The 18,583-nt window shown below is 70.8% G+C and carries 16 protein-coding genes; 11 read left to right on the forward strand and 5 right to left on the reverse strand.

The features are described 5' to 3' along the window. On the reverse strand, positions 1-474 hold the full coding sequence (locus ACO0M4_RS04125) for an Lrp/AsnC family transcriptional regulator (RefSeq protein WP_430368226.1): 474 nt from the start codon (positions 472-474) through the stop codon (positions 1-3). Between the two features lie 180 nt (positions 475-654). On the opposite strand from ACO0M4_RS04125, the gene ACO0M4_RS04130 reads away from it, so the two are divergent. The 3 genes from ACO0M4_RS04130 (at position 655) to ACO0M4_RS04140 (ending at position 4,078) form a co-directional block, all read left to right on the forward strand. Next, positions 655-2,109 carry a gamma-aminobutyraldehyde dehydrogenase gene (locus tag ACO0M4_RS04130; protein ID WP_430368227.1) on the forward strand — a complete coding sequence of 485 codons (1,455 nt, stop codon included), beginning with the start codon at positions 655-657 and terminating at the stop codon, positions 2,107-2,109. A gap of 133 nt (positions 2,110-2,242) precedes the next feature. Further along, complete coding sequence (locus tag ACO0M4_RS04135; RefSeq protein WP_430368228.1) at positions 2,243-3,424, forward strand: polyamine ABC transporter substrate-binding protein; 1,182 nt, start codon at positions 2,243-2,245, stop codon at positions 3,422-3,424. An 81-nt stretch (positions 3,425-3,505) separates the two neighbouring features. Then, the gene (locus tag ACO0M4_RS04140) at positions 3,506-4,078 is read left to right on the forward strand and encodes an HXXEE domain-containing protein (RefSeq protein WP_430368229.1); all 573 of its coding nucleotides are present in this window, start codon (positions 3,506-3,508) and stop codon (positions 4,076-4,078) included. 367 nt (positions 4,079-4,445) lie between these two features. Here ACO0M4_RS04140 and ACO0M4_RS04145 read toward each other — a convergent pair whose 3' ends face one another. Continuing rightward, positions 4,446-5,468, reverse strand: coding sequence for an adenosine deaminase (locus tag ACO0M4_RS04145; RefSeq protein WP_430368230.1), 1,023 nt, complete (start codon positions 5,466-5,468; stop codon positions 4,446-4,448). Between the two features lie 330 nt (positions 5,469-5,798). After that, entirely contained in the window at positions 5,799-6,419 is a 621-nt protein-coding gene (locus ACO0M4_RS04150; RefSeq protein ID WP_430368231.1) for an NADAR family protein, read from the reverse strand. Positions 6,420-6,621: 202 nt separating this feature from the next. Here ACO0M4_RS04150 and ACO0M4_RS04155 point away from each other — a divergent pair, with 202 nt between their 5' ends. The 8 genes from ACO0M4_RS04155 (at position 6,622) to ACO0M4_RS04190 (ending at position 15,526) form a co-directional block, all read left to right on the forward strand. Beyond that, positions 6,622-8,139 carry a gamma-aminobutyraldehyde dehydrogenase gene (locus tag ACO0M4_RS04155; RefSeq protein WP_430368232.1) on the forward strand — a complete coding sequence of 506 codons (1,518 nt, stop codon included), beginning with the start codon at positions 6,622-6,624 and terminating at the stop codon, positions 8,137-8,139. A gap of 123 nt (positions 8,140-8,262) precedes the next feature. Further along, positions 8,263-9,528: a polyamine ABC transporter substrate-binding protein gene (locus ACO0M4_RS04160; RefSeq protein ID WP_430368233.1), complete on the forward strand. Its 1,266-nt coding sequence runs from the start codon at positions 8,263-8,265 to the stop codon at positions 9,526-9,528. Between the two features lie 80 nt (positions 9,529-9,608). Further along, entirely contained in the window at positions 9,609-10,772 is a 1,164-nt protein-coding gene (locus ACO0M4_RS04165) for an ABC transporter ATP-binding protein (protein ID WP_430368234.1), read from the forward strand. Further along, complete coding sequence (locus ACO0M4_RS04170; RefSeq protein WP_430368235.1) at positions 10,769-11,707, forward strand: ABC transporter permease; 939 nt, start codon at positions 10,769-10,771, stop codon at positions 11,705-11,707. The genes ACO0M4_RS04165 and ACO0M4_RS04170 overlap by 4 nt, the downstream gene beginning before the upstream one ends. Next, a complete protein-coding gene (locus tag ACO0M4_RS04175) occupies positions 11,707-12,609 on the forward strand; it encodes an ABC transporter permease (protein WP_430368236.1) in 903 nt (300 codons plus the stop codon). The genes ACO0M4_RS04170 and ACO0M4_RS04175 overlap by 1 nt, the downstream gene beginning before the upstream one ends. Positions 12,610-12,638: 29 nt before the next feature. Continuing rightward, the gene (locus tag ACO0M4_RS04180; protein WP_430371237.1) at positions 12,639-14,054 is read left to right on the forward strand and encodes an NAD(P)/FAD-dependent oxidoreductase; all 1,416 of its coding nucleotides are present in this window, start codon (positions 12,639-12,641) and stop codon (positions 14,052-14,054) included. Between the two features lie 187 nt (positions 14,055-14,241). After that, a complete protein-coding gene (locus ACO0M4_RS04185) occupies positions 14,242-14,694 on the forward strand; it encodes a hypothetical protein (protein WP_430368237.1) in 453 nt (150 codons plus the stop codon). Positions 14,695-14,827: 133 nt separating this feature from the next. Continuing rightward, the gene (locus ACO0M4_RS04190; RefSeq protein ID WP_430368238.1) at positions 14,828-15,526 is read left to right on the forward strand and encodes a DUF4232 domain-containing protein; all 699 of its coding nucleotides are present in this window, start codon (positions 14,828-14,830) and stop codon (positions 15,524-15,526) included. A 48-nt stretch (positions 15,527-15,574) separates the two neighbouring features. Here ACO0M4_RS04190 and ACO0M4_RS04195 read toward each other — a convergent pair whose 3' ends face one another. Further along, the gene (locus tag ACO0M4_RS04195) at positions 15,575-16,285 is read right to left on the reverse strand and encodes a phosphatase PAP2 family protein (RefSeq protein WP_430368239.1); all 711 of its coding nucleotides are present in this window, start codon (positions 16,283-16,285) and stop codon (positions 15,575-15,577) included. Between the two features lie 728 nt (positions 16,286-17,013). Then, positions 17,014-18,363, reverse strand: a complete 1,350-nt coding sequence (gabT, locus tag ACO0M4_RS04200; protein WP_430368240.1) for a 4-aminobutyrate--2-oxoglutarate transaminase — start codon at positions 18,361-18,363, stop codon at positions 17,014-17,016. Positions 18,364-18,583 lie beyond the last annotated feature (220 nt).

The following is an 18,583-nucleotide window of genomic DNA, read 5'->3' on the forward strand; positions in this document are numbered from 1 at the left end:
CTATCTCGTTCCCCAGGTGTAGGTCTGCTTCCGGAGCTTGAGGTAGACGAAGCTCTCGGTGGATCGGACGCCGGGAAGCGTGCGGATCCGCTTGTTGATCATTTGCAGAAGGTGGTCGTCGTCCTCGCAGACGATCTCGATGATGAGATCGAAGGAACCTGCCGTCATGACGACGTACTCGACTTCTTCCATGGTCGTCAGGGCGTCGGCCACGGGATCGAGGTCACCCTCGACGTTGATGCCGACCATTGCCTGTCGACGGAAACCGACCGTGAGGGGGTCGGTGACCGCGACGATCTGCATCACGCCTTGGTCGAGCAGCTTCTGTACGCGCTGGCGTACCGCCGCCTCGGACAGGCCGACGGCCTTGCCGATCGCGGCGTACGGACGGCGCCCGTCTTCCTGGAGCTGCTCGATGATCGCCAGGGAGACGGAGTCGATCGACGCAGTGCCGTTTCTGTCACGAGTGGCCACGTCCTTCACTGTGCACGAGGTTCGACGGTATGGCAACCCCAAACCGTCGGAATCGGTTGTTGATCGAGGAGAATTTCACTGATTCCGTTGTTCGAGGCGTGTGGGTGTGTTGAAAACGTGGCCTTCGCGGCTACTGTGGGATCCCAACCACCGGACATCTGACACTGAAGGGGGCGCACAGTGACCACCGCACTGCGTCGTCTGCGCAACTACATCGACGGGGAGTTCCGGGACGCCGCCGACGGCCGGACCACGGAGGTGGTCAACCCGGCCACGGGTGAGCCCTACGCCACTGCCCCTCTCTCCGGCTCCACCGACGTGGACGCGGCCATGGCAGCAGCCGAGGCCGCCTTCCCCGCCTGGCGCGACCTGATCCCGGCCGAGCGCCAGAAGGTCCTCCTCAAGATCGCCGACCGCTTCGAGGAGCGCGCCGAGGAGCTGATCGCCGCCGAGTCCGAGAACTGCGGCAAGCCGATCGCCCTGGTCCGCTCCGAGGAGATCCCGCCGATGGTGGACCAGATCCGCTTCTTCGCGGGTGCCGCCCGGATGCTGGAGGGCCGCTCGGCCGGCGAGTACATGGACGGCTTCACGTCCATCATCCGCCGTGAGCCGGTGGGCGTCTGCGCCCAGGTCGCGCCGTGGAACTACCCGATGATGATGGCCGTATGGAAGTTCGCCCCGGCGCTCGCCGCGGGCAACACCGTGGTCATCAAGCCCTCCGACACCACCCCCGCCTCGACGGTGCTGATCGCCGACATCATCGGCAGCGTCCTGGACGAACTGGGCCACCCCCGCGGCGTGTTCAACGTCATCTGCGGTGACCGGGAGACCGGCCGCCTGATGGTCGAGCACAAGGTCCCGGCGATGGCGTCGATCACCGGCTCGGTGCGGGCCGGTATGCAGGTCGCCGAGTCCGCGTCCAAGGACCTCAAGCGGGTCCACCTGGAGCTCGGCGGCAAGGCGCCGGTCGTGGTCTTCGAGGACACCGACATCGCCAAGGCCGTCGAGGACATCGCCACCGCCGGTTACTTCAACGCCGGCCAGGACTGTACGGCCGCCACCCGCGTGCTCGTCCAGGAGTCCATCCACGACGAGTTCGTCGCCGCGCTGGCCAAGGCCGCCTCGGAGACCAAGACCGGTGCGATCGACGACGAGGACGTGCTCTACGGCCCGCTGAACAACGCCAACCAGCTCAAGCAGGTCAAGGGCTTCATCGAGCGGCTGCCCGCGCACGCCAAGATCGAGGCCGGCGGCGAACAGGTCGGCGACAAGGGCTACTTCTTCGCCCCGACCGTCGTCTCGGGCCTGAAGCAGGACGACGAGATCGTCCAGCACGAGGTCTTCGGCCCGGTGATCACCGTCCAGTCCTTCGTCGACGAGAAGCAGGCGGTGGAGTGGGCCAACGGCGTCGAGTACGCCCTGGCCTCCTCGGTGTGGACCAAGGACCACGCCCGCGCGATGCGGATGTCCAAGGTCCTCGACTTCGGCTGTGTGTGGATCAACACCCACATCCCGCTGGTCGCCGAGATGCCGCACGGTGGCTTCAAGAAGTCCGGCTACGGCAAGGACCTGTCCGCCTACGGCTTCGACGACTACACCCGGATCAAGCACGTGATGACCTCGCTGAACGGCTGAGCCGACCGGCCCCCACAGGGGATCTCCACCGTCGAGCGGCACGGAACGCTCGACACACCGTCGCGGGCGGAGGCCCGGCAATTGACGCTCTGTCTCTTGCCGCCTCCGCCCGCGGCACGTGAGAGTGCTCGCCATGGCTGATCTTTCGCGGCGTTCGCTGCTCAGGGGCATGGGCGGAATCGGTGTGACCGGGGCGCTGGCCGCCACGGCGGGATGCGGGGTGCCGCCGGCGTACGTCGAGGCCGCCGACCGCGAGGCCCCGGACCGCTCCGCCCGGGAGCACAAACTGGTCTTCGCCAACTGGCCGCTCTACATCGACGTCGACGACCACGACAAGCAGCGCCGCCCCACGCTGGACGCGTTCCAGAAGCGCACCGGGATCTCCGTGACGTACACCGAGGAGATCAACGACAACGACGAGTTCTTCGGCAAGATCAGTCCGGCACTGATGAACCACCAGGCCACCGGCCGCGACCTGATCGTCATCAGCGACTGGATGTGCGCCCGGTTCGTCCGGCTCGGCTGGGTCGAGACGATGGACCGGAAGGCCCAGCCGAACGTCGCCAAGTACCTCGACCCGCTGCTGCGCGCCCCGCACTTCGACCCCGGCCGCCTGCACTCGGTGCCCTGGCAGTCCGGCATCACCGGCATCGCCTACAACCGCAAGAAGCTCGGTCGGGAGATCAAGCACACCTCCGACCTGTGGAAGGACGACCTGCGCGGCCGGGTCACCCTGCTGTCCGGGCTCGACGAGGCGTTCGCGCTGCTGCTCCAGGGCAACGGCGTCGACATCACCCGTTGGACCGCCGACGACTTCCACCGGATGATCGACCAGGTGGGCGGCCTGGTCCGCAAGGGGCAGATCCGCCGGTTCACCGGCAACGACTACATCAAGGACCTGGACTCCGGCGATGTGCTCGCCGCGCAGGCGTACTCCGGCGACGTGATCCAGTTGCAGGCGGACAACCCGGACATCGAGTTCGTGGTCCCCGAGGAGGGCGCGGAGCTGTGGGCGGAGAGCCTGATGATCCCCAACCTCGCGGCCCACAAGCGGAACGCCGAGCGGCTGATCGACTACTACTACCAGCCGGAGGTCGCGGCCGAACTGGCCACGTGGGTCAACTACGTCTGCCCGGTGCCGGCCGCGCGTGACGTGCTCGCCTCGTCCAAGGACAAGGAGCAGGCGCAGCTGGCCGAGGACCCGTTGATCTTCCCCGACGGGACGATGCGCAAGCGGTTGGCCATCGCGCGGGACATCACGGCGAAGGAGCGGACCGAATTCGCCAAGGCGTGGAACGGGATCGTGGGACTGTAGCGGCTGTAGCGGCTGTAGGGGCTCGTGTTCGGGGCGGGGCGGTGTCCGTGGTGGTCAACTGGCCTGCCAGACTCGGCGGTTATGTCGATCTCTGCGGTGAAGTCGAAGGTCGCCGAGGCGTCCATGTCGTCCGAGGACGGGATAACGCCGGCTGTCACCCTGGGGCTGTTCGCCGCCTGGGCGCTGCACGACGCCGAGGAGGTGGCCTTCGGGCCGCGCTGGGTGCGGGAGAGCGTACCGGTGCTGCGGAAGCGGTTCCCGCAGGTGCCCGAGCGGGTCTGGCGGGCCCTGGAGGGCGTCACCGAGCGGGAGTTCGCGACGGCGGTGGCGGTGATGGCGGCCATCGTGGCCACCGCTGCGGCCAGGGGGTACCGCACCGGCGGCCGGTCCGCGTTCTTCCAGGCCACACTGGACGGCTTCGGGCTACACGGTCTGCTGCACCTCGCCCAGGCGGCCGCCACCCGCGGTTACACGCCGGGATCCGCCACCTCGCCCGTGCTGGTCATTCCGTTCACGCTCTGGGCCCGCGGCCGTCTGCGGCGGGCCGGACGGTTGCGGCCCACGACCCCGGGCGGCGCGGTACGGGGCATCGCCGTCGCGGCGGCCGCCACCGCCGTCTCGCACCTCGTGGCGCGGCGGCTGGTCAAGGGGTGAGGGGCGGGTGGGGCGGCCTGTTCGGCCTGTTGAGCGTGTCTCCGGTGTGGCCCGCTGTGCCTCCGGCGGGCGGGCCGGCCCTCAACGCCCGGTGTTGACCGGTGCGTTCGGGGGCGGGCCGCGGGCGGGGGCCGCGCATGGTCGGTGCGTCAGTTGACCGGGGTGCGAGCCGCTCCGTCCGCGTCCGCCTGCCGCAAGCGGTGCGCCGGGCCAGGCGCCCGCCGAACGCAACCGCCAGCGCCGACACTTCGTGCTCGTCGGCGACCGCGCCCGGCGGGCGGCGCCGGCCGATGCCTGGCGGGCCGGCCCGGACGCGCCGGGCCGTGAGCCGTTCGGAGCGTCCGTCCCGGCGCCGGCCGGACGTCGACTAGCCGCGCCACCCCGCCGCGTACGCGTCGATCTCGGCCGACAGGCGGGTCTTGGCCGCGTCGTCCATGAAGGAGGCGGTGACCGCGTTCTTGGCGAGGGCGGCCAGGCCGGTGGTGTCCAGCTCCAACAGGCGGGCGGCGATGGCGTATTCGGCGTTGAGGTCGGTGCCGAACATCGGCGGGTCGTCGCTGTTGATGGTGACCAGGACGCCGGCGTCGACCATCTCCTTCACCGGGTGCTCGTCCAGGGTGCGGACCGCCCGGGTGGCGATGTTGGAGGTCGGGCAGACCTCCAGCGGGATGCGGTGCTCGGCGAGGTGGGCCAGCAGCTCGGGGTCCTGGGTGGCGCTGGTGCCGTGGCCGATCCGCTCGGCGCGCAGGGAGGTCAGGGCGTCCCAGATGGTGCCGGGGCCGGTGGTCTCGCCGGCGTGCGGGACGGAGCGCAGTCCGGCGGCGATGGCCCGGTCGAAGTACGGCTTGAACTGGGGCCGCGGGACGCCGATCTCAGGGCCGCCCAGGCCGAACGAGACCAGGCCCTCGGGCTGTAGCTCGCAGGCGATCCGGGCGGTCTCCTCGGCGGCCTCCAGGCCGGCCTCGCCGGGGATGTCGAAGCACCAGCGCAGCATCACGCCCAGTTCGGACTCGGCGGCCTTCCTGGCGTCCTCGATGGCCTCGACGAAGGCGGCGTCCGGGATGCCGCGGCGGGTCGAGCTGAAGGGCGTGACGGTCAGCTCGGCGTAGCGGATCTGCTGGCGGGCCATGTCGCGGGCGACCTCGTAGGTCAGCAGGCGGACGTCCTCGGCGTCGCGGATCAGGTCCACGACGGAGAGGTAGACCTCGATGAAGTGGGCGAAGTCGCGGAAGGTGAAGTAGTCGGCGAGCGCCTCGGGGTCGCTGGGCACGGCGGAGTCCGGGTGCCGGGCGGCCAGTTCGGAGACGATCCGCGGTGAGGCCGAGCCGACGTGGTGGACGTGCAGCTCCGCCTTGGGCAGGCCCGCGATGAAGGCGTCGAGGTCGGACAACGGTTCCTCCTGGGGGAGTGCGCGGGGGTGAGGTGCGCGCGGCGGATGGTGCGGAGTGGTCTGGTCTGGTCATCGTATGGGGGAGGCGGGGCGGGCGCGGGGGCCGGTGGGGGCATCCCTTGGGCGTCCGCCCCTAGGTGTCCCCCCGTAGGCGTTCGTCCCGTAGGTGTCTCCGGGGCGTGCAGCCGACTGCCGTCCTCGTTGGAGCGGCACCACGCACGACGCACCACCGCCTGCCGCCCCCCCGTCTGTGTCGGTCACCCCGGCCCTGGCCCGGTCCCGCCCCCCCCGTCTGCGTCCGTCACCCCCGTCCGGTCCCGCCCCCGCTCGTCACCCCGGATCGGCCTCGGTGTGGGCCTCCTCGGACAGCTGCTGCCGGGTCGCCATGAGGGCGAAGCCCAGGAGGTTCAGCCCGCGCCAGCGGGCTGGGTCCGCGGCGCGGTCGTCGTCGGCGGCGAGGCCGATGCCCCATATCCGGTCCAGGGGGCTGGCCTCCACCAGGACGCGGGGGCCGGTGTTCAGCAGGAACTCCCGCAGCTCCGGGTGCTGACCGAATTTGTGCCGGCTGCCCTCGACGACCAGGTCGAAGCAGTGCTGCCGCCAGACCTCCTCGGTGAAGCCGCGGACCGTCCGCCCGGCGTCCTTGGCCTGCTTGGGGTGCGAGGCGGCGATCGCCCGCCGCTCGGCTTCCGCGTCCCCGAAGAGCCGGGCCTTGCCGGCCATCATCCAGTGCTCGGCGGTGGCGTACCGGACGCCGTCGACGGTGAAGGGTGCGGGCCACCACTGGCTGAAACAGCTCGCCCCGATGCCGCCGTCGCGGGGTGGACGATGGCCCCAGAAGTGGACGTACTCGACCCGCCGGCCGGTGGTGGTGAGCGCGATCAGCTCCTCGACCGAGCGTGGCCCGTCTGCGGGGCGGTCGGTGCTGGTCGTCGGGGTGTTGTGCATCATGCCGGGATTCTGTCAGCGGGCACTGACAACGTGTCGGGGTTTTGCGCCACCGAATTCGCAGAATTCGTTGCGTAACCAAAAGGCAACAACGGAATCACTTGTTGGTCGCCTTCAGCTCTGTCAGGATCGGCCATCGATTCCGGAAATAGCTACGCCTGGCAGTGCCGCTGAGCGGCCCCGGCGCCCGGCGGAGGAGAGCACCATGGACCAGCGATTCGAAGTGACCGAGCGATTCGCCGAAGGGGCGCAATTCATCGCCGGGAGTCTGCGGAGCGGCACCTCCGGCCGTACTCAGGACGTCGTCGACCCGGCCACCGGTGAGACCGTCCTGCGGTACGAACTCGCAGGTACCGGTGACGTGGATGCCGCGGTGGCGGCCGCCGCGCAGGCCCTTCCGGGCTGGGCGCGGGCCACGCCCGGCGAGCGGTCCGAGGCCCTGCACCGCTTCGCGGCGGCGCTCGCCGAGGACGCCGAAGACCTCGCCGCCGCCGAATCCCTGAACTGTGGAAAGCCCATCAGGCTCAGCAAGGAGTTCGACGTTCCGGGCACCATCGACAACGCCGCGTTCTTCGCCGGCGCCGCCCGCCACCTGGAGGGCAAGGCGGCCGGGGAATACAGCGGCGACCACACCTCCGTGATCCGCCGCGAACCGGTCGGCGTGGTCGGTTCCATCGCGCCCTGGAACTATCCGCTCCAGATGGCCGCCTGGAAGGTCCTGCCGGCCATCGCCGCGGGCAACACCATCGTCCTGAAGCCCGCCGAGATCACCCCGCTGACCTCGTTGCTGTTCGCGCAGGCCGCGCAGCGCGCCGGGCTCCCGGACGGCGTCCTCAACATCGTCTCGGGCGCTGGCCGGGACGCCGGTGAGCGCCTGGTCGGCCACCCCGACGTCGCCATGACCTCCTTCACCGGCTCCACCGCCGTCGGCAAGCGGGTCGCCGAGATCGCCACCGGGACCGTCAAGCGGCTCCATCTGGAGCTCGGCGGCAAGGCCCCGTTCGTGGTCTTCGACGACGCCGACCTGGAAGCCGCCGTGCACGGTGCGGTCGCCGGCGCCCTGATCAACACCGGCCAGGACTGCACCGCCGCCACCCGCGCCTACGTCCAGCGGCCGCTCTACGACGCGTTCGTCAGCGGCGTGGCGGACCTGATGGCGACCGTGCGACCGGGCGACCCGTTCGACCCGGACACCGACCTCGGACCGCTGATCTCGCACACCCAGCGGGACCGGGTGGCCGGTTTCGTCGAGCGGGCCCGGGGCTACGCCACCGTCGTCACCGGCGGCGAGGCGCCCCAGGGGGAGCTGGCCAAGGGGGCGTACTACCGGCCGACGCTGATCACCGGGGCCGCACAGGACAGCGAGATCGTCCAGTCCGAGATCTTCGGTCCGGTGCTGGTCGTGCTGCCCTTCGACAGCGACGACGAGGGCCTCGCGCTCGCCAACGACACCCCCTACGGGCTGGCCGCTTCCGCCTGGAGCCGGGACGTCTACCGCACCGGCCGGGCCACCCGCGAGATCAACGCCGGCTGCGTCTGGGTCAACGACCACATCCCGATCATCAGCGAGATGCCGCACGGCGGCGCCAAGGCGTCGGGCTTCGGCAAGGACATGTCGGCGTACTCCTTCGAGGAGTACACGCAGGTCAAGCACGTCATGTACGACATCACCGGGGTGGCCAAGAAGGACTGGCACCGGACGATCTTCGGGGACCGGGCCTGACCCCGTCCGACGGGACGCCCCGGCCGCCGGCACCGCACCGCCCGTGGCCGGGGCAGCGCAGGGCAGCGCATCACCGCCACACCGGCCGCACGCCGGGCACACCCCCTTGAAAGGCCACCGCGCATGGAGCACCACGAGCAGCCCGTCCCCCCGGCCCCCCTGGTCCCGCTGTCCGCGGACGAGGTCACCGCCATGCGCCGCAGCCTCACCACCGGGCGGCTCGCCATGACCCGCCGCTCGCTGCTGCGCGCCGGTGGCGCCCTGGCGGCCGCGGTCGGTGGCACCGCGGCCCTGTCGGCCTGCGGGATCGCCCCCGCCGGCCGCACCGACGCCGCGCTGACCGTGGACCACTCCGCGTCGGAGAAGCGCCTGAACTTCTCCAACTGGACCGAGTACATGGACGTCAGCGACGACGGCAAGCGCCACCCCACGCTGGACGCCTTCCAGCGGCGCACCGGCATCACCGTGACGTACACCGAGGACATCAACGACAACGACGAGTTCTTCGGCAAGATCCAGGCACAGCTCGCCAACGGGCAGGACACCGGCCGCGACCTGATCGTGCTCACCGACTGGATGTGCGCCCGGATGATCTCCCTGGGGTGGATCCAGCCGCTCGACGCGGACCGCCTGCCGCACGCCCGGGCCAACCTGTCGGCACAGTTCCGCAACCCCGCCTGGGACCCGGGCCGCAAGCACTCCTACGTCTGGCAGAGCATCCCCGCGCTCATCGCGTACAACGTCAAGGCCACCGGCGGCCGGACCGTCGACTCGATCAGCCAGCTGCTGGAGGACCCGCGGCTCAAGGGGCGGGTCGGCTTCCTGTCCGAGATGCGCGACACCGTCGGGCTGACCCTGCTCGACATGGGCAAACGACCCGAGGACGTCACCGCCGACGACTACGACGCCGCGCTCGCCCGGCTCCAGAAGGGCGTCGACACCCAGCAGATCCGCCGCTTCACCGGCAACGACTACACCAGCGACCTGGACAAGGGCGACCTCGCCGCGTGCGTCGCCTGGTCCGGCGACGTCGTCCAACTACAGAGCGACAACCCCGACATCCGCTACGCCGTCCCCAAGGCCGGCTACATGACGTCCACCGACAACCTGATGGTGCCCAGCAAAGCCCGCCACAAGGGGAACGCCGAACGGCTCATCGACTACTTCTACGAGCCGAAGGTCGCGGCCCGGCTCGCCGCGTACATCAACTACGCCTGCCCCGTCGACGGGGTACGCGAGGAACTCGCCAAGATCGACCGGAAGCTGGCGGAGAACCCGCTGATCCTGCCGGACCAGGAGATGGTCGCCCGGTCCCACTCCTTCCGCGCACTGACCCCCCAGGAGAACCGGGTGTTCAACCGGAAGTTCTCCGACCTCACCGGCGCCTGAGCCGGTCTCCGACGGCGCCCGGCCGCACACCGGACCCGCCCGAGCCGTTCTGCCCCCTTCCGACCCACGGGACGACCCATATGACCACTACCGCGACCCCCCAGAGCAGCGGCGGCGACGTCCGCCTGCACCGGATCAGCAAAACGTACGGCTCCTTCACCGCCGTCCACCCGCTCGACCTCACCATTCCCGCCGGGTCCTTCTTCGCCCTGCTGGGCGCCTCCGGCTGCGGCAAGACCACCACCCTGCGCATGATCGCCGGCCTGGAGGAGCCCACCACCGGGACGGTCGCGCTCTCCGGCCAGGACGTCACCGCCCTGCCGCCCTACAAGCGCCAGGTCAACACGGTCTTCCAGAACTACGCGCTCTTCCCGCACCTGGACGTCTACGAGAACGTCGCCTTCGGCCTGCGCCGCCGCGGCATCAAGTCCGTCAAGAAGCAGGTCGAGGAGATGCTCGACCTGGTCCAGCTCGGCCCGATGGCGCGCCGCAAGCCGCAGCAGCTCTCCGGCGGCCAGCAGCAGCGGGTCGCGGTCGCCCGGGCACTGATCAACCACCCCGAGGTGCTCCTGCTGGACGAGCCGCTGGGCGCCCTCGACCTCAAGCTGCGCCGCCAGATGCAGCTGGAGCTCAAGCGCATCCAGACCGAGGTCGGCATCACCTTCGTGCACGTCACCCACGACCAGGAGGAGGCCATGACGATGGCCGACACCGTGGCCGTGATGAACGGCGGCCGGGTCGAACAGCTCGGCGCCCCCGCCGAGTTGTACGAGAACCCCGCCACCACCTTCGTCGCCAACTTCCTGGGCACCTCCAACCTCATCGCGGCCGAGGTCATCGAGGCGGGCGGCACGGAACTCGTCCTCAAGGCCGGCGACGCCACACTCCGGCTGCCCACCGGCCGATGTAGCACCCAGGCCCGCAAGGGCGGGCAGGTGCTGGCCGGCTTCCGCCCCGAGAAGGTCGCCCTGGCGCACGCCGACGACGCCGGGTCGGTCCCCGAGGGCCACAACCGGATGGCCGGCCGCGTCAAGATCGCCAGCTTCATCGGCGTCTCCACCCAGTACGTCGTCGACGTCCCCGGCATCGGCGAACTCTCCGTCTACGAGCAGAACATCGGGCGGGACGGACGGCTGGTCCCCGGCGCCGACATCGTTGTGCACTGGAACCCGGAGCACACCTTCGGCCTGGACGCGGCTCAGGACATCGACGCCGGTGCGGACCTCGACGAGGAGGCCGCGTGACCACCACCGCCGCCCCCGCGCCACCGGACGAGCAAGCCGAGGACGAGGGGCTGCCGATCCGGAAGACCCCGACCCGCAAGCGGCTGGTCCCCTACTGGCTGCTGCTCCCCGGCATCCTCTGGCTGATCGTCTTCTTCGCCGCCCCGCTCGTCTACCAGGCGTCGACCTCCCTCCAGACCGGCTCCCTCGAAGAGGGCTTCAAGCTCACCTGGCACCTCGCCACCTACTGGGACGCGCTGGCCGAATACTGGCCGCAGTTCGTGCGCTCGGTCAGCTACGCGGCGGTCGCCACCGTGCTCTGCCTGCTGCTCGGCTACCCCTTGGCGTACCTGATCGCCTTCAAGGCCGGCCGGTGGCGGAACATCGTGATGATCCTGGTCATCGCCCCGTTCTTCACCAGCTTCCTGATCCGCACCCTGGCCTGGAAGACGATCCTGGCCGACGGCGGCCCGGTGGTCGGCGCGCTCAACGCACTGCACCTCCTGGACGTCACCAGCGCCCTGGGCATCACCGAAGGGCACCGGGTGCTGGCCACCCCGCTGGCCGTGGTCTGCGGTCTGACCTACAACTTCCTGCCGTTCATGGTCCTGCCGCTGTACACCTCGTTGGAGCGGATCGACCCGCGGCTGCACGAGGCCGCCGGCGACCTCTACGCCCGCCCGGCCACCACCTTCCGCCGGGTCACCTTCCCGCTGTCCATGCCCGGCGTCGTCGCCGGCACCCTGCTGACCTTCATCCCGGCCGCCGGCGACTACATCAACGCCGAACTGCTGGGCTCCACCGACCAGAAGATGATCGGCAACGTCATCCAGTCGCAGTTCCTGCGGGTCCTGGACTACCCGACCGCCGCCGCGCTCTCCTTCATCCTCATGGCGGCCATCCTCGCCATGGTCACGATCTACATCCGCAAGTCCGGGACGGAGGATCTGGTCTGATGGCGGCAACCGACACCCCCGCGAAGGACCCGGCCGCAACCACGGCCCCGGCCGGCGCGCCGGCCCCCCGGCGCACCTCCGGCAAGGCGCTGCGCTGGCTGCGCCACAACCTCGTCACCCTGGCAGGACTGGCCACGCTGGCCTACCTGATCCTGCCGAACATCGTGGTGATGGTCTTCTCCTTCAACAAGCCCAACGGGCGCTTCAACTACCAGTGGACGCGGTTCTCCACCGACGCCTGGACCGATCCGTGCGGCGTCGCCGACATGTGCGGCTCGCTCGGGCTGAGCCTGGAGATAGCGGTCTGGGCCACCGTGGGCGCCACCGTCCTCGGCACCATGATCGCGTTCGCGCTGGCCCGCTACCGCTTCCGGGCCCGCGCGGCCGTCAACACCCTGATCTTCCTGCCGATGGCGATGCCCGAGGTCGTCATGGCCGCCTCGCTGGCCACCCTCTTCCTCAACATGGGCATCCAGTTCGGCTTCTGGACGATCCTCATCGCGCACATCATGTTCTGCCTGAGCTTCGTCGTCACCGCCGTCAAGGCCCGCGTGATGAGCATGGACCCGCGACTGGAACAGGCCGCCCAGGACCTCTACGCCTCCCCGGTACAGACCTTCCTACGGGTGACGCTGCCGATCGCCGCGCCCGGCATCGCGGCCGGCGCCCTGCTGTCCTTCGCGCTCTCCTTCGACGACTTCATCATCACCAACTTCAACGCCGGCTCCACCGTGACCTTCCCCATGTTCGTCTGGGGATCGGCACAGCGGGGCACACCCGTTCAAATCAATGTCATCGGTACGGCGATGTTCCTGGTCGCCGTCCTGTGCGTGCTCGCCGGCCAGCTGGCCGGCACCCGACGTAAGCACAGCAAGCACAGCAAGCGCAGCAACCGCAGCTAGAGGAGCTGAGAACCATGGCACGAGCTGCCATGCCCAAGACATCGGGGGCCTCCCCCGTCCACGCGCTGGCCGACGCCGCCCTCACCCCGTACTGGCTGGAGGACCCGGCCCGGCCGGCCGCCGAACCGGCACTCGTCGGCGACGAGCACTGCGACCTGCTGGTCGTCGGCGGGGGGTACTCCGGACTGTGGACCGCGCTGCTCGCCAAGGAGCGCGACCCGCAACGCGATGTCGTCCTCATCGAGGGCCAGGAGATCGGCTGGGCCGCCTCCGGCCGCAACGGCGGCTTCTGCGCCGCCTCCCTCACCCACAGCCTGGGTAACGGACTGTCCCGTTGGCCCGGCGAACTCACCAAGCTGGAGGAGCTGGGCGCCCGCAACCTCGACGCCATCGAGGACGCGGTCGCCCGCTACGCCCTCGACTGCGACTTCGAGCGCACCGGCGAGATCGACGTCGCCACCGCCCCGCACCAGGTCGCCGAGCTCCGCGAGATGGCCGAGGAGGCCGAGCAACTGGGCCTGACCGGCCAGGAGTTCCTCGACCGGGACGCGGTGCGCGCCGAGGTCGACTCGCCCACCTTCCTCGCCGGCCTGTGGGACCGCACCGGCGTCGCCATGGTGCACCCCGCCAAGCTCGCCTGGGGCCTGAAGCGGGCCTGCCGCTCCCTGGGCGTCCGCATCTACGAGCACACCCCCGGCACCGAGCTGTCCTCGCGCGGCGCGGGCATCGCGGTCCGCACCCCGTACGGCCGGGTCTTCGCCCAGCACGCGGCGCTGGCCACCAACGCCTTCCCGTCGCTGGTCAAGCGGGTCCGCCCGTTCGTCGCGCCGGTCTACGACTACGCCCTGATGACGGAGCCGCTCAGCGCCGAGCAGCTCGCCGCCATCGGCTGGAAGAACCGGCCGGGCCTGAGCGACAGCGCCAACCACTTCCACTACTTCCGCATCACCGCCGACAACCGCATCCTGTGGGGCGGCTACGACATCATCTACCGCTACGGCGGCGGCGTCCGGGCCGAGTACGACCACCACCCGGACACCTACCGCAAGCTCGCCCAGCACTTCTTCACCTGCTTCCCGCAGTTGGAGGGGATCCGCTTCACCCACACCTGGGGCGGCGCGATCGACACCTGCTCCCGCTTCTCGGCGTTCTTCGGCACCGCCCACGGCGGTCGGGCGGCGTACGCGCTCGGCTACACCGGGCTCGGCGTCGGCGCCACCCGCTTCGGCGCGGAGGTGATGCTGGACCTGCTGTCGGGGGAGCGCACCGAACGCACCGAACTGGAGATGGTGCGGAGCAAGCCGCTGCCGTTCCCGCCGGAGCCGGTGCGTTCGCTGGGCATCGGCATCACCCAGTGGTCGATGACCCGTGCCGACGAGAACGGCGGCCGGCGCAATCTGTGGCTCAAGGCCATGGACAAGGTCGGCCTGGGCTTCGACAGCTGACCGGCTGATCCTTTTGACGCCCGTCCGGGGCGGGTGGCCCGCGCGGCCGCCCGCCCCGTGCGCGTTCCCGGAAGTCGCAACCCGCCGTGCCGAAATTCCTCCGGCGACCCGCGTAAGGATCAACCGGCACCCCCTTCTCCCCTGGGGAACACGGCCCGCCCGGGCCGGACGAAGGGGAGGGGAAGAAATGACCACCACGGGGGCGAACGCCGCAGTGGACTGGCTGGTGTCGGCCGCACCGGACCCCGACGCCTGCCGCCGCGCATGGGAGCACCATCCGCTCGGGGTGGCGCTGTTGGAGGCCGGCCGGTGCTGGGACGTCCTGATCGTCAAGGGCGCCCTCGGCCGCCCGGCGCTGGAGGTGCTGGCCCGCGGCCGGGAGCGCCCCGGGCCGGTCCTGTTCGACTTCCGGCAGACCCGTACGGGCTTCTTCGTCCCGCCCGGGACCAGCGCCCGCTGGCTGGGCACCGGCGTCCGCGGTGCCGGCCCCGGCACCTGGATCGTGGTGCCCCGTCCCGGCCGGGTGGCCGGCGGCGTCCGCTGGCTGGTTCCGCCGGACGGCTCCGGGACGCTCACCGACCCGGTCGCGCTGGAGTTGGCGCTGCACGCGGCGGTGGCGGCTCGCGACCGGGGGCGGTGAGCGCGCCGGCCCGAACTCGATGGTCCGGACCCGCACGGTGTTAGTCAGGCGTTAGTGGATCACCAACCGTCCCTGACAGGTTGGCGCTTGCGCACGGACGACCGAACGCGCACCCGACTACGAGGGGGACACCTTGTCGCACCGCAGCACGCTCCGCCGGGGCCGCAGCGCCGCCGTCGCCGGCCTGATCACCGCTGCCGCGCTCGGCCTCGCCGCCTGCAACGGCGGTTCCGCCGGTGCCTCCGGCGCAGGCCCGACCAACAGCGTCTCCGCCGCAGCCCCGGACACCGGTGCCCAGGGCCGCACCGGCTCCCAGGGCTCCGGCGACTCCACCGGCGGTTCCGGCGGCACCGCCACCACGTCCTCGCACACCGGCCAGAAGGGTCAGGCCGGCGACCGGCTCGGCCGCTGCACCACCGACGGGCTGCAGGCCGGCTGGGGTTCGGAGGGCGGCGGCGTGCCGGACATGAAGAGCGACCAGCAGCAGACCGCCGCGGTGTGGCTGAAGAACATCGGCAGCACCCCCTGCACCGTCTCCGGCTTCCCGGGCGTCCAGATCAAGGGCACCGACGGCACCACCTGGGACCTGGGCCGCTCGGCGAAGAAGCCGCAGCCGAAGGTGCTGAAGCCGAACGCGCACACCTCGTTCACCATCACCCTGCTGCCCACCACCCGCGCGGACGACAAGAAGGTCGAGCCCGGTCAGGTGCTGATCACCCCGCCGAACGAGAAGAAGCACTTCCAGCTCCAGTGGCCCTTCGGCGGCGCCATCCTGGACCAGTCCGGTGCCACCCACCCGGGCACCTTCGTCAACCCCGTCAACGTGCCGTAACTGCCCTCGTTCAGCGTCGAGTTGGCGCGGTGTCAGCCAGCCCCGGCCTTAGTCCCCGCGCCCGGACCCCGGCCGGTGGCCGCCGGCCGGCCCGCCCCATCGGTCGCACACCAGGCACCACAGCGGCAGCAGCACCCCCGCCAGGCACCAGCCACCGAGCACGTCCAACGGCCAGTGGTACCCCTGCCGCACCAGCCCCAGCCCGACCCCCGCATTGAGCAGTCCGGTCCCCGCCGCGACCACCCACGCGCCGGGGGTCGCGGCCGTTTTCCGGCCGCTCGGCCGCTGCGTCGTCCGGCCACCCCAGCCCGCCGCGTACGCCCGGGTCAGCAGCAGCGCCACCAATCCGTACGCGACGGCCGCCGTCGCCCCGTGGCCCGACGGGTAGAACCCCTCGTGCGACCCGGCCATCTGAGGCGGGCCCGGCCGGTCCAACCAGACCTTGAACGGAACGACGAGCGCCGGCACGGCGGCCAGGGCCCCCAACGCGGCGACCGACGGCAACCACGCCCGAACCGGTCCGCCCGGCGCACCCCGCACGCCCCGCCGCAGCCGCCACACCGCCCACCCCGCCACCACCAGCAACACCGGCAGCGCCACCGCCGTATTGCCGAGATCGGCGAAGAACTGGGCGAGCGGTCCGGGAACGCTACTCGCCGCCACCCCGCGGCCCAGCCGCTCGTCGAGCCCGCGCACCGCGCCGCGGGCCGCCACCTGCCAGGTGACCAGCCCGAAGAGCAGCGCACTGCACAGCGCCACGAGCCCGTACCACCGAGCCGACCGTGCACCAACGAAACGAGAGGGGCCCGAGGTGCCAGGGGGCCCCGAGGAGCCAGAGGAGCCCCCGGCACCACTGGCGCTACTGGCATCACGGGCACCAGGCAACCGGCCGACGCGCCACCGCCCCATCAGACGAACCACCCTCAACGCTCTCAACACCCCCAACGCCCCCGGCAGCCTCGGCGACCCCAACTCCCCACGCGCTGCAATCGCGGCAAACACAGCAAGCACAGCAAGTGCGGCAAAGGCCGCAAAACAAAAAATGCAGCCGCTCCGGAACAGGGGGGGTAGTTCCGGAGCGGCCGCGAGGACCGGTGTTCCGCACGCCCCGGGGGGTCTGGGGCGGGCGGACATCCGATCGGTGAGGATTCCCGAAGACCCCCGTGCCAGGGGTCCCGGTGGTGTGCGCGAGGGCACGGCCAGGTCGAAGCTGGGGAAGCGCCGACCGGGCATCGCCCGCAGTCCCCTGTGGGCGAGGTGTTTCTCTCATCTGCAGAAACCGTACGGCACCGGAAGCGCGCCCCGTAAGCCGCATCACGTGCCCGCCATTGCCCCCGCACATCTTCTTCACGCACCCCCTGCGCTGCCGTTGGCCGCCCCGCCGTAGTGGCGACGGCGAACGGGGCGCGGCCCGGGACACGGCCCGTACCGTGCCCCGGGCCGCGCCCGGAAGGTCCCGCTCGGAGGCGTCTGTGCGACGCGACCGCTCAGAGCGCGCCGAACGCCGCCTCAAGGATGTCCAGACCCTCGTTCAGCAGGTCCTCGCCGATGACCAGCGGCGGCAGGAAGCGCAGCACGTTGCCGAACGTGCCGGTCGTCAGCACCAGCAGGCCCTCCTGGTGGCACGCCTTGGCGAGCGCCCCGGTGACCTCCGGGTTCGGGTCCTTGGAACCGGACTTGACCAGCTCGATCGCGATCATCGCGCCGCGGCCGCGGACCTCGCCGATGATGTCGAACTTCTCCTGCATCGCGGTGAGGCGGCCCTTCATGACCTCCTCGATGCGCTTGGCCTTGGCGTTCAGGTCCAGCTCGCGCATGGTCTCGATCGAGCCGAGCGCGGCGGCGCAGGCCACCGGGTTACCGCCGTAGGTGCCGCCCAGGCCGCCCGCGTGCGCGGCGTCCATGATCTCGGCGCGGCCGGTGACGGCCGCCAGCGGCAGACCGCCCGCGATGCCCTTGGCGGTCGTGATGAGGTCCGGGACGACGCCCTCGTCCTCACACGCGAACCACTGGCCGGTACGGCAGAAGCCGGACTGGATCTCGTCCGCGACGAAGACGATGCCGTTTTCCTTCGCGAAGTTCGCGACGGCCGGGAGGAAGCCCTTGGCCGGCTCGATGAAGCCGCCCTCGCCGAGCACCGGCTCGATGATGATCGCCGCGACGTTCTCCGCGCCGATCTGCTTGGTGATCTGCGTGATGACCTGGTCGGCGGCCTCCTGCGCGCAGTTCTCCGGGCCGGTCAGCCAGCGGTAGGGGTAGGCCAGCGGCACGCGGTAGACCTCGGGCGCGAACGGGCCGAAGCCGTGCTTGTACGGCATGTTCTTCGCGGTCAGCGCCATCGTCAGGTTCGTCCGGCCGTGGTAGCCGTGGTCGAACACGACGACCGCCTGGCGCTTGGTGTACGCACGCGCGATCTTGACGGCGTTCTCCACCGCCTCGGCACCCGAGTTGAACAGCGCCGACTTCTTCGCGTGGTCGCCCGGCGTCAGGTCGGCCAGCTGCTCACAGACCTCGACGTACGTCTCGTACGGCGTGACCATGGCGCAGGTGTGGGTGAAGTCCGCGAGCTGCGCGACGGCCCGGCGGACCACGGCCTCCGCGCTGTTGCCGACCGAGGTCACCGCGATACCGGAGCCGAAGTCGATCAGGGAGTTGCCGTCCACGTCCTCCAGGACACCGCCGCCCGCGCGCTTGACGAAGACGGGCAGCACGGCGCCGACGCCGGCGGCCACGGTCTCCTGCTTGCGGGCCCACAGCTCCTGGGACTTGGGGCCGGGGATCGCGGTGACGACGCGACGCTCCTGGGGGAGGGCGGGGCCTCCGGACAGTTCGGTCATGGCAGTCTCCTGGGGGTGGAACACGGACGTACAGAGGTACGTACAGAGGTCTTGTTCTCGCAGGTTAGGGGCGCTGGGTCAGGTCTGGCATGTTCCGTTCGGGAGAAGTGTGCGTGTTGCGTTGTCCGCACCGGACATAGCCACGGGGCGCGGCCAGTAAATTGAGCGGCGGCACGCCCGGCGAGGGCGCGCCAGCGCGGGCATGACAACGGCAGGCCGG

Origin of the sequence: Streptomyces sp. RGM 3693, assembly GCF_050471125.1 — a bacterium.
Lineage (GTDB): Bacteria > Actinomycetota > Actinomycetes > Streptomycetales > Streptomycetaceae > Streptomyces.

Bases quoted from the DNA above. Each gene is read 5' to 3' on its own strand.
- ACO0M4_RS04135 (WP_430368228.1), top strand. From the start codon at position 2,243: ATGGCTGATCTTTCGCGGCGTTCGCTGCTCAGGGGCATGGGCGGAATC.
- ACO0M4_RS04185 (WP_430368237.1), top strand. From the start codon at position 14,242: ATGACCACCACGGGGGCGAACGCCGCAGTGGACTGGCTGGTGTCGGCC.
- ACO0M4_RS04165 (WP_430368234.1), top strand. From the start codon at position 9,609: ATGACCACTACCGCGACCCCCCAGAGCAGCGGCGGCGACGTCCGCCTG.
- gabT (WP_430368240.1), bottom strand. From the start codon at position 18,363: ATGACCGAACTGTCCGGAGGCCCCGCCCTCCCCCAGGAGCGTCGCGTC.
- ACO0M4_RS04180 (WP_430371237.1), top strand. From the start codon at position 12,639: ATGCCCAAGACATCGGGGGCCTCCCCCGTCCACGCGCTGGCCGACGCC.
- ACO0M4_RS04150 (WP_430368231.1), bottom strand. From the start codon at position 6,419: ATGATGCACAACACCCCGACGACCAGCACCGACCGCCCCGCAGACGGG.
- ACO0M4_RS04155 (WP_430368232.1), top strand. From the start codon at position 6,622: ATGGACCAGCGATTCGAAGTGACCGAGCGATTCGCCGAAGGGGCGCAA.
- ACO0M4_RS04140 (WP_430368229.1), top strand. From the start codon at position 3,506: ATGTCGATCTCTGCGGTGAAGTCGAAGGTCGCCGAGGCGTCCATGTCG.
- ACO0M4_RS04175 (WP_430368236.1), top strand. From the start codon at position 11,707: ATGGCGGCAACCGACACCCCCGCGAAGGACCCGGCCGCAACCACGGCC.
- ACO0M4_RS04160 (WP_430368233.1), top strand. From the start codon at position 8,263: ATGGAGCACCACGAGCAGCCCGTCCCCCCGGCCCCCCTGGTCCCGCTG.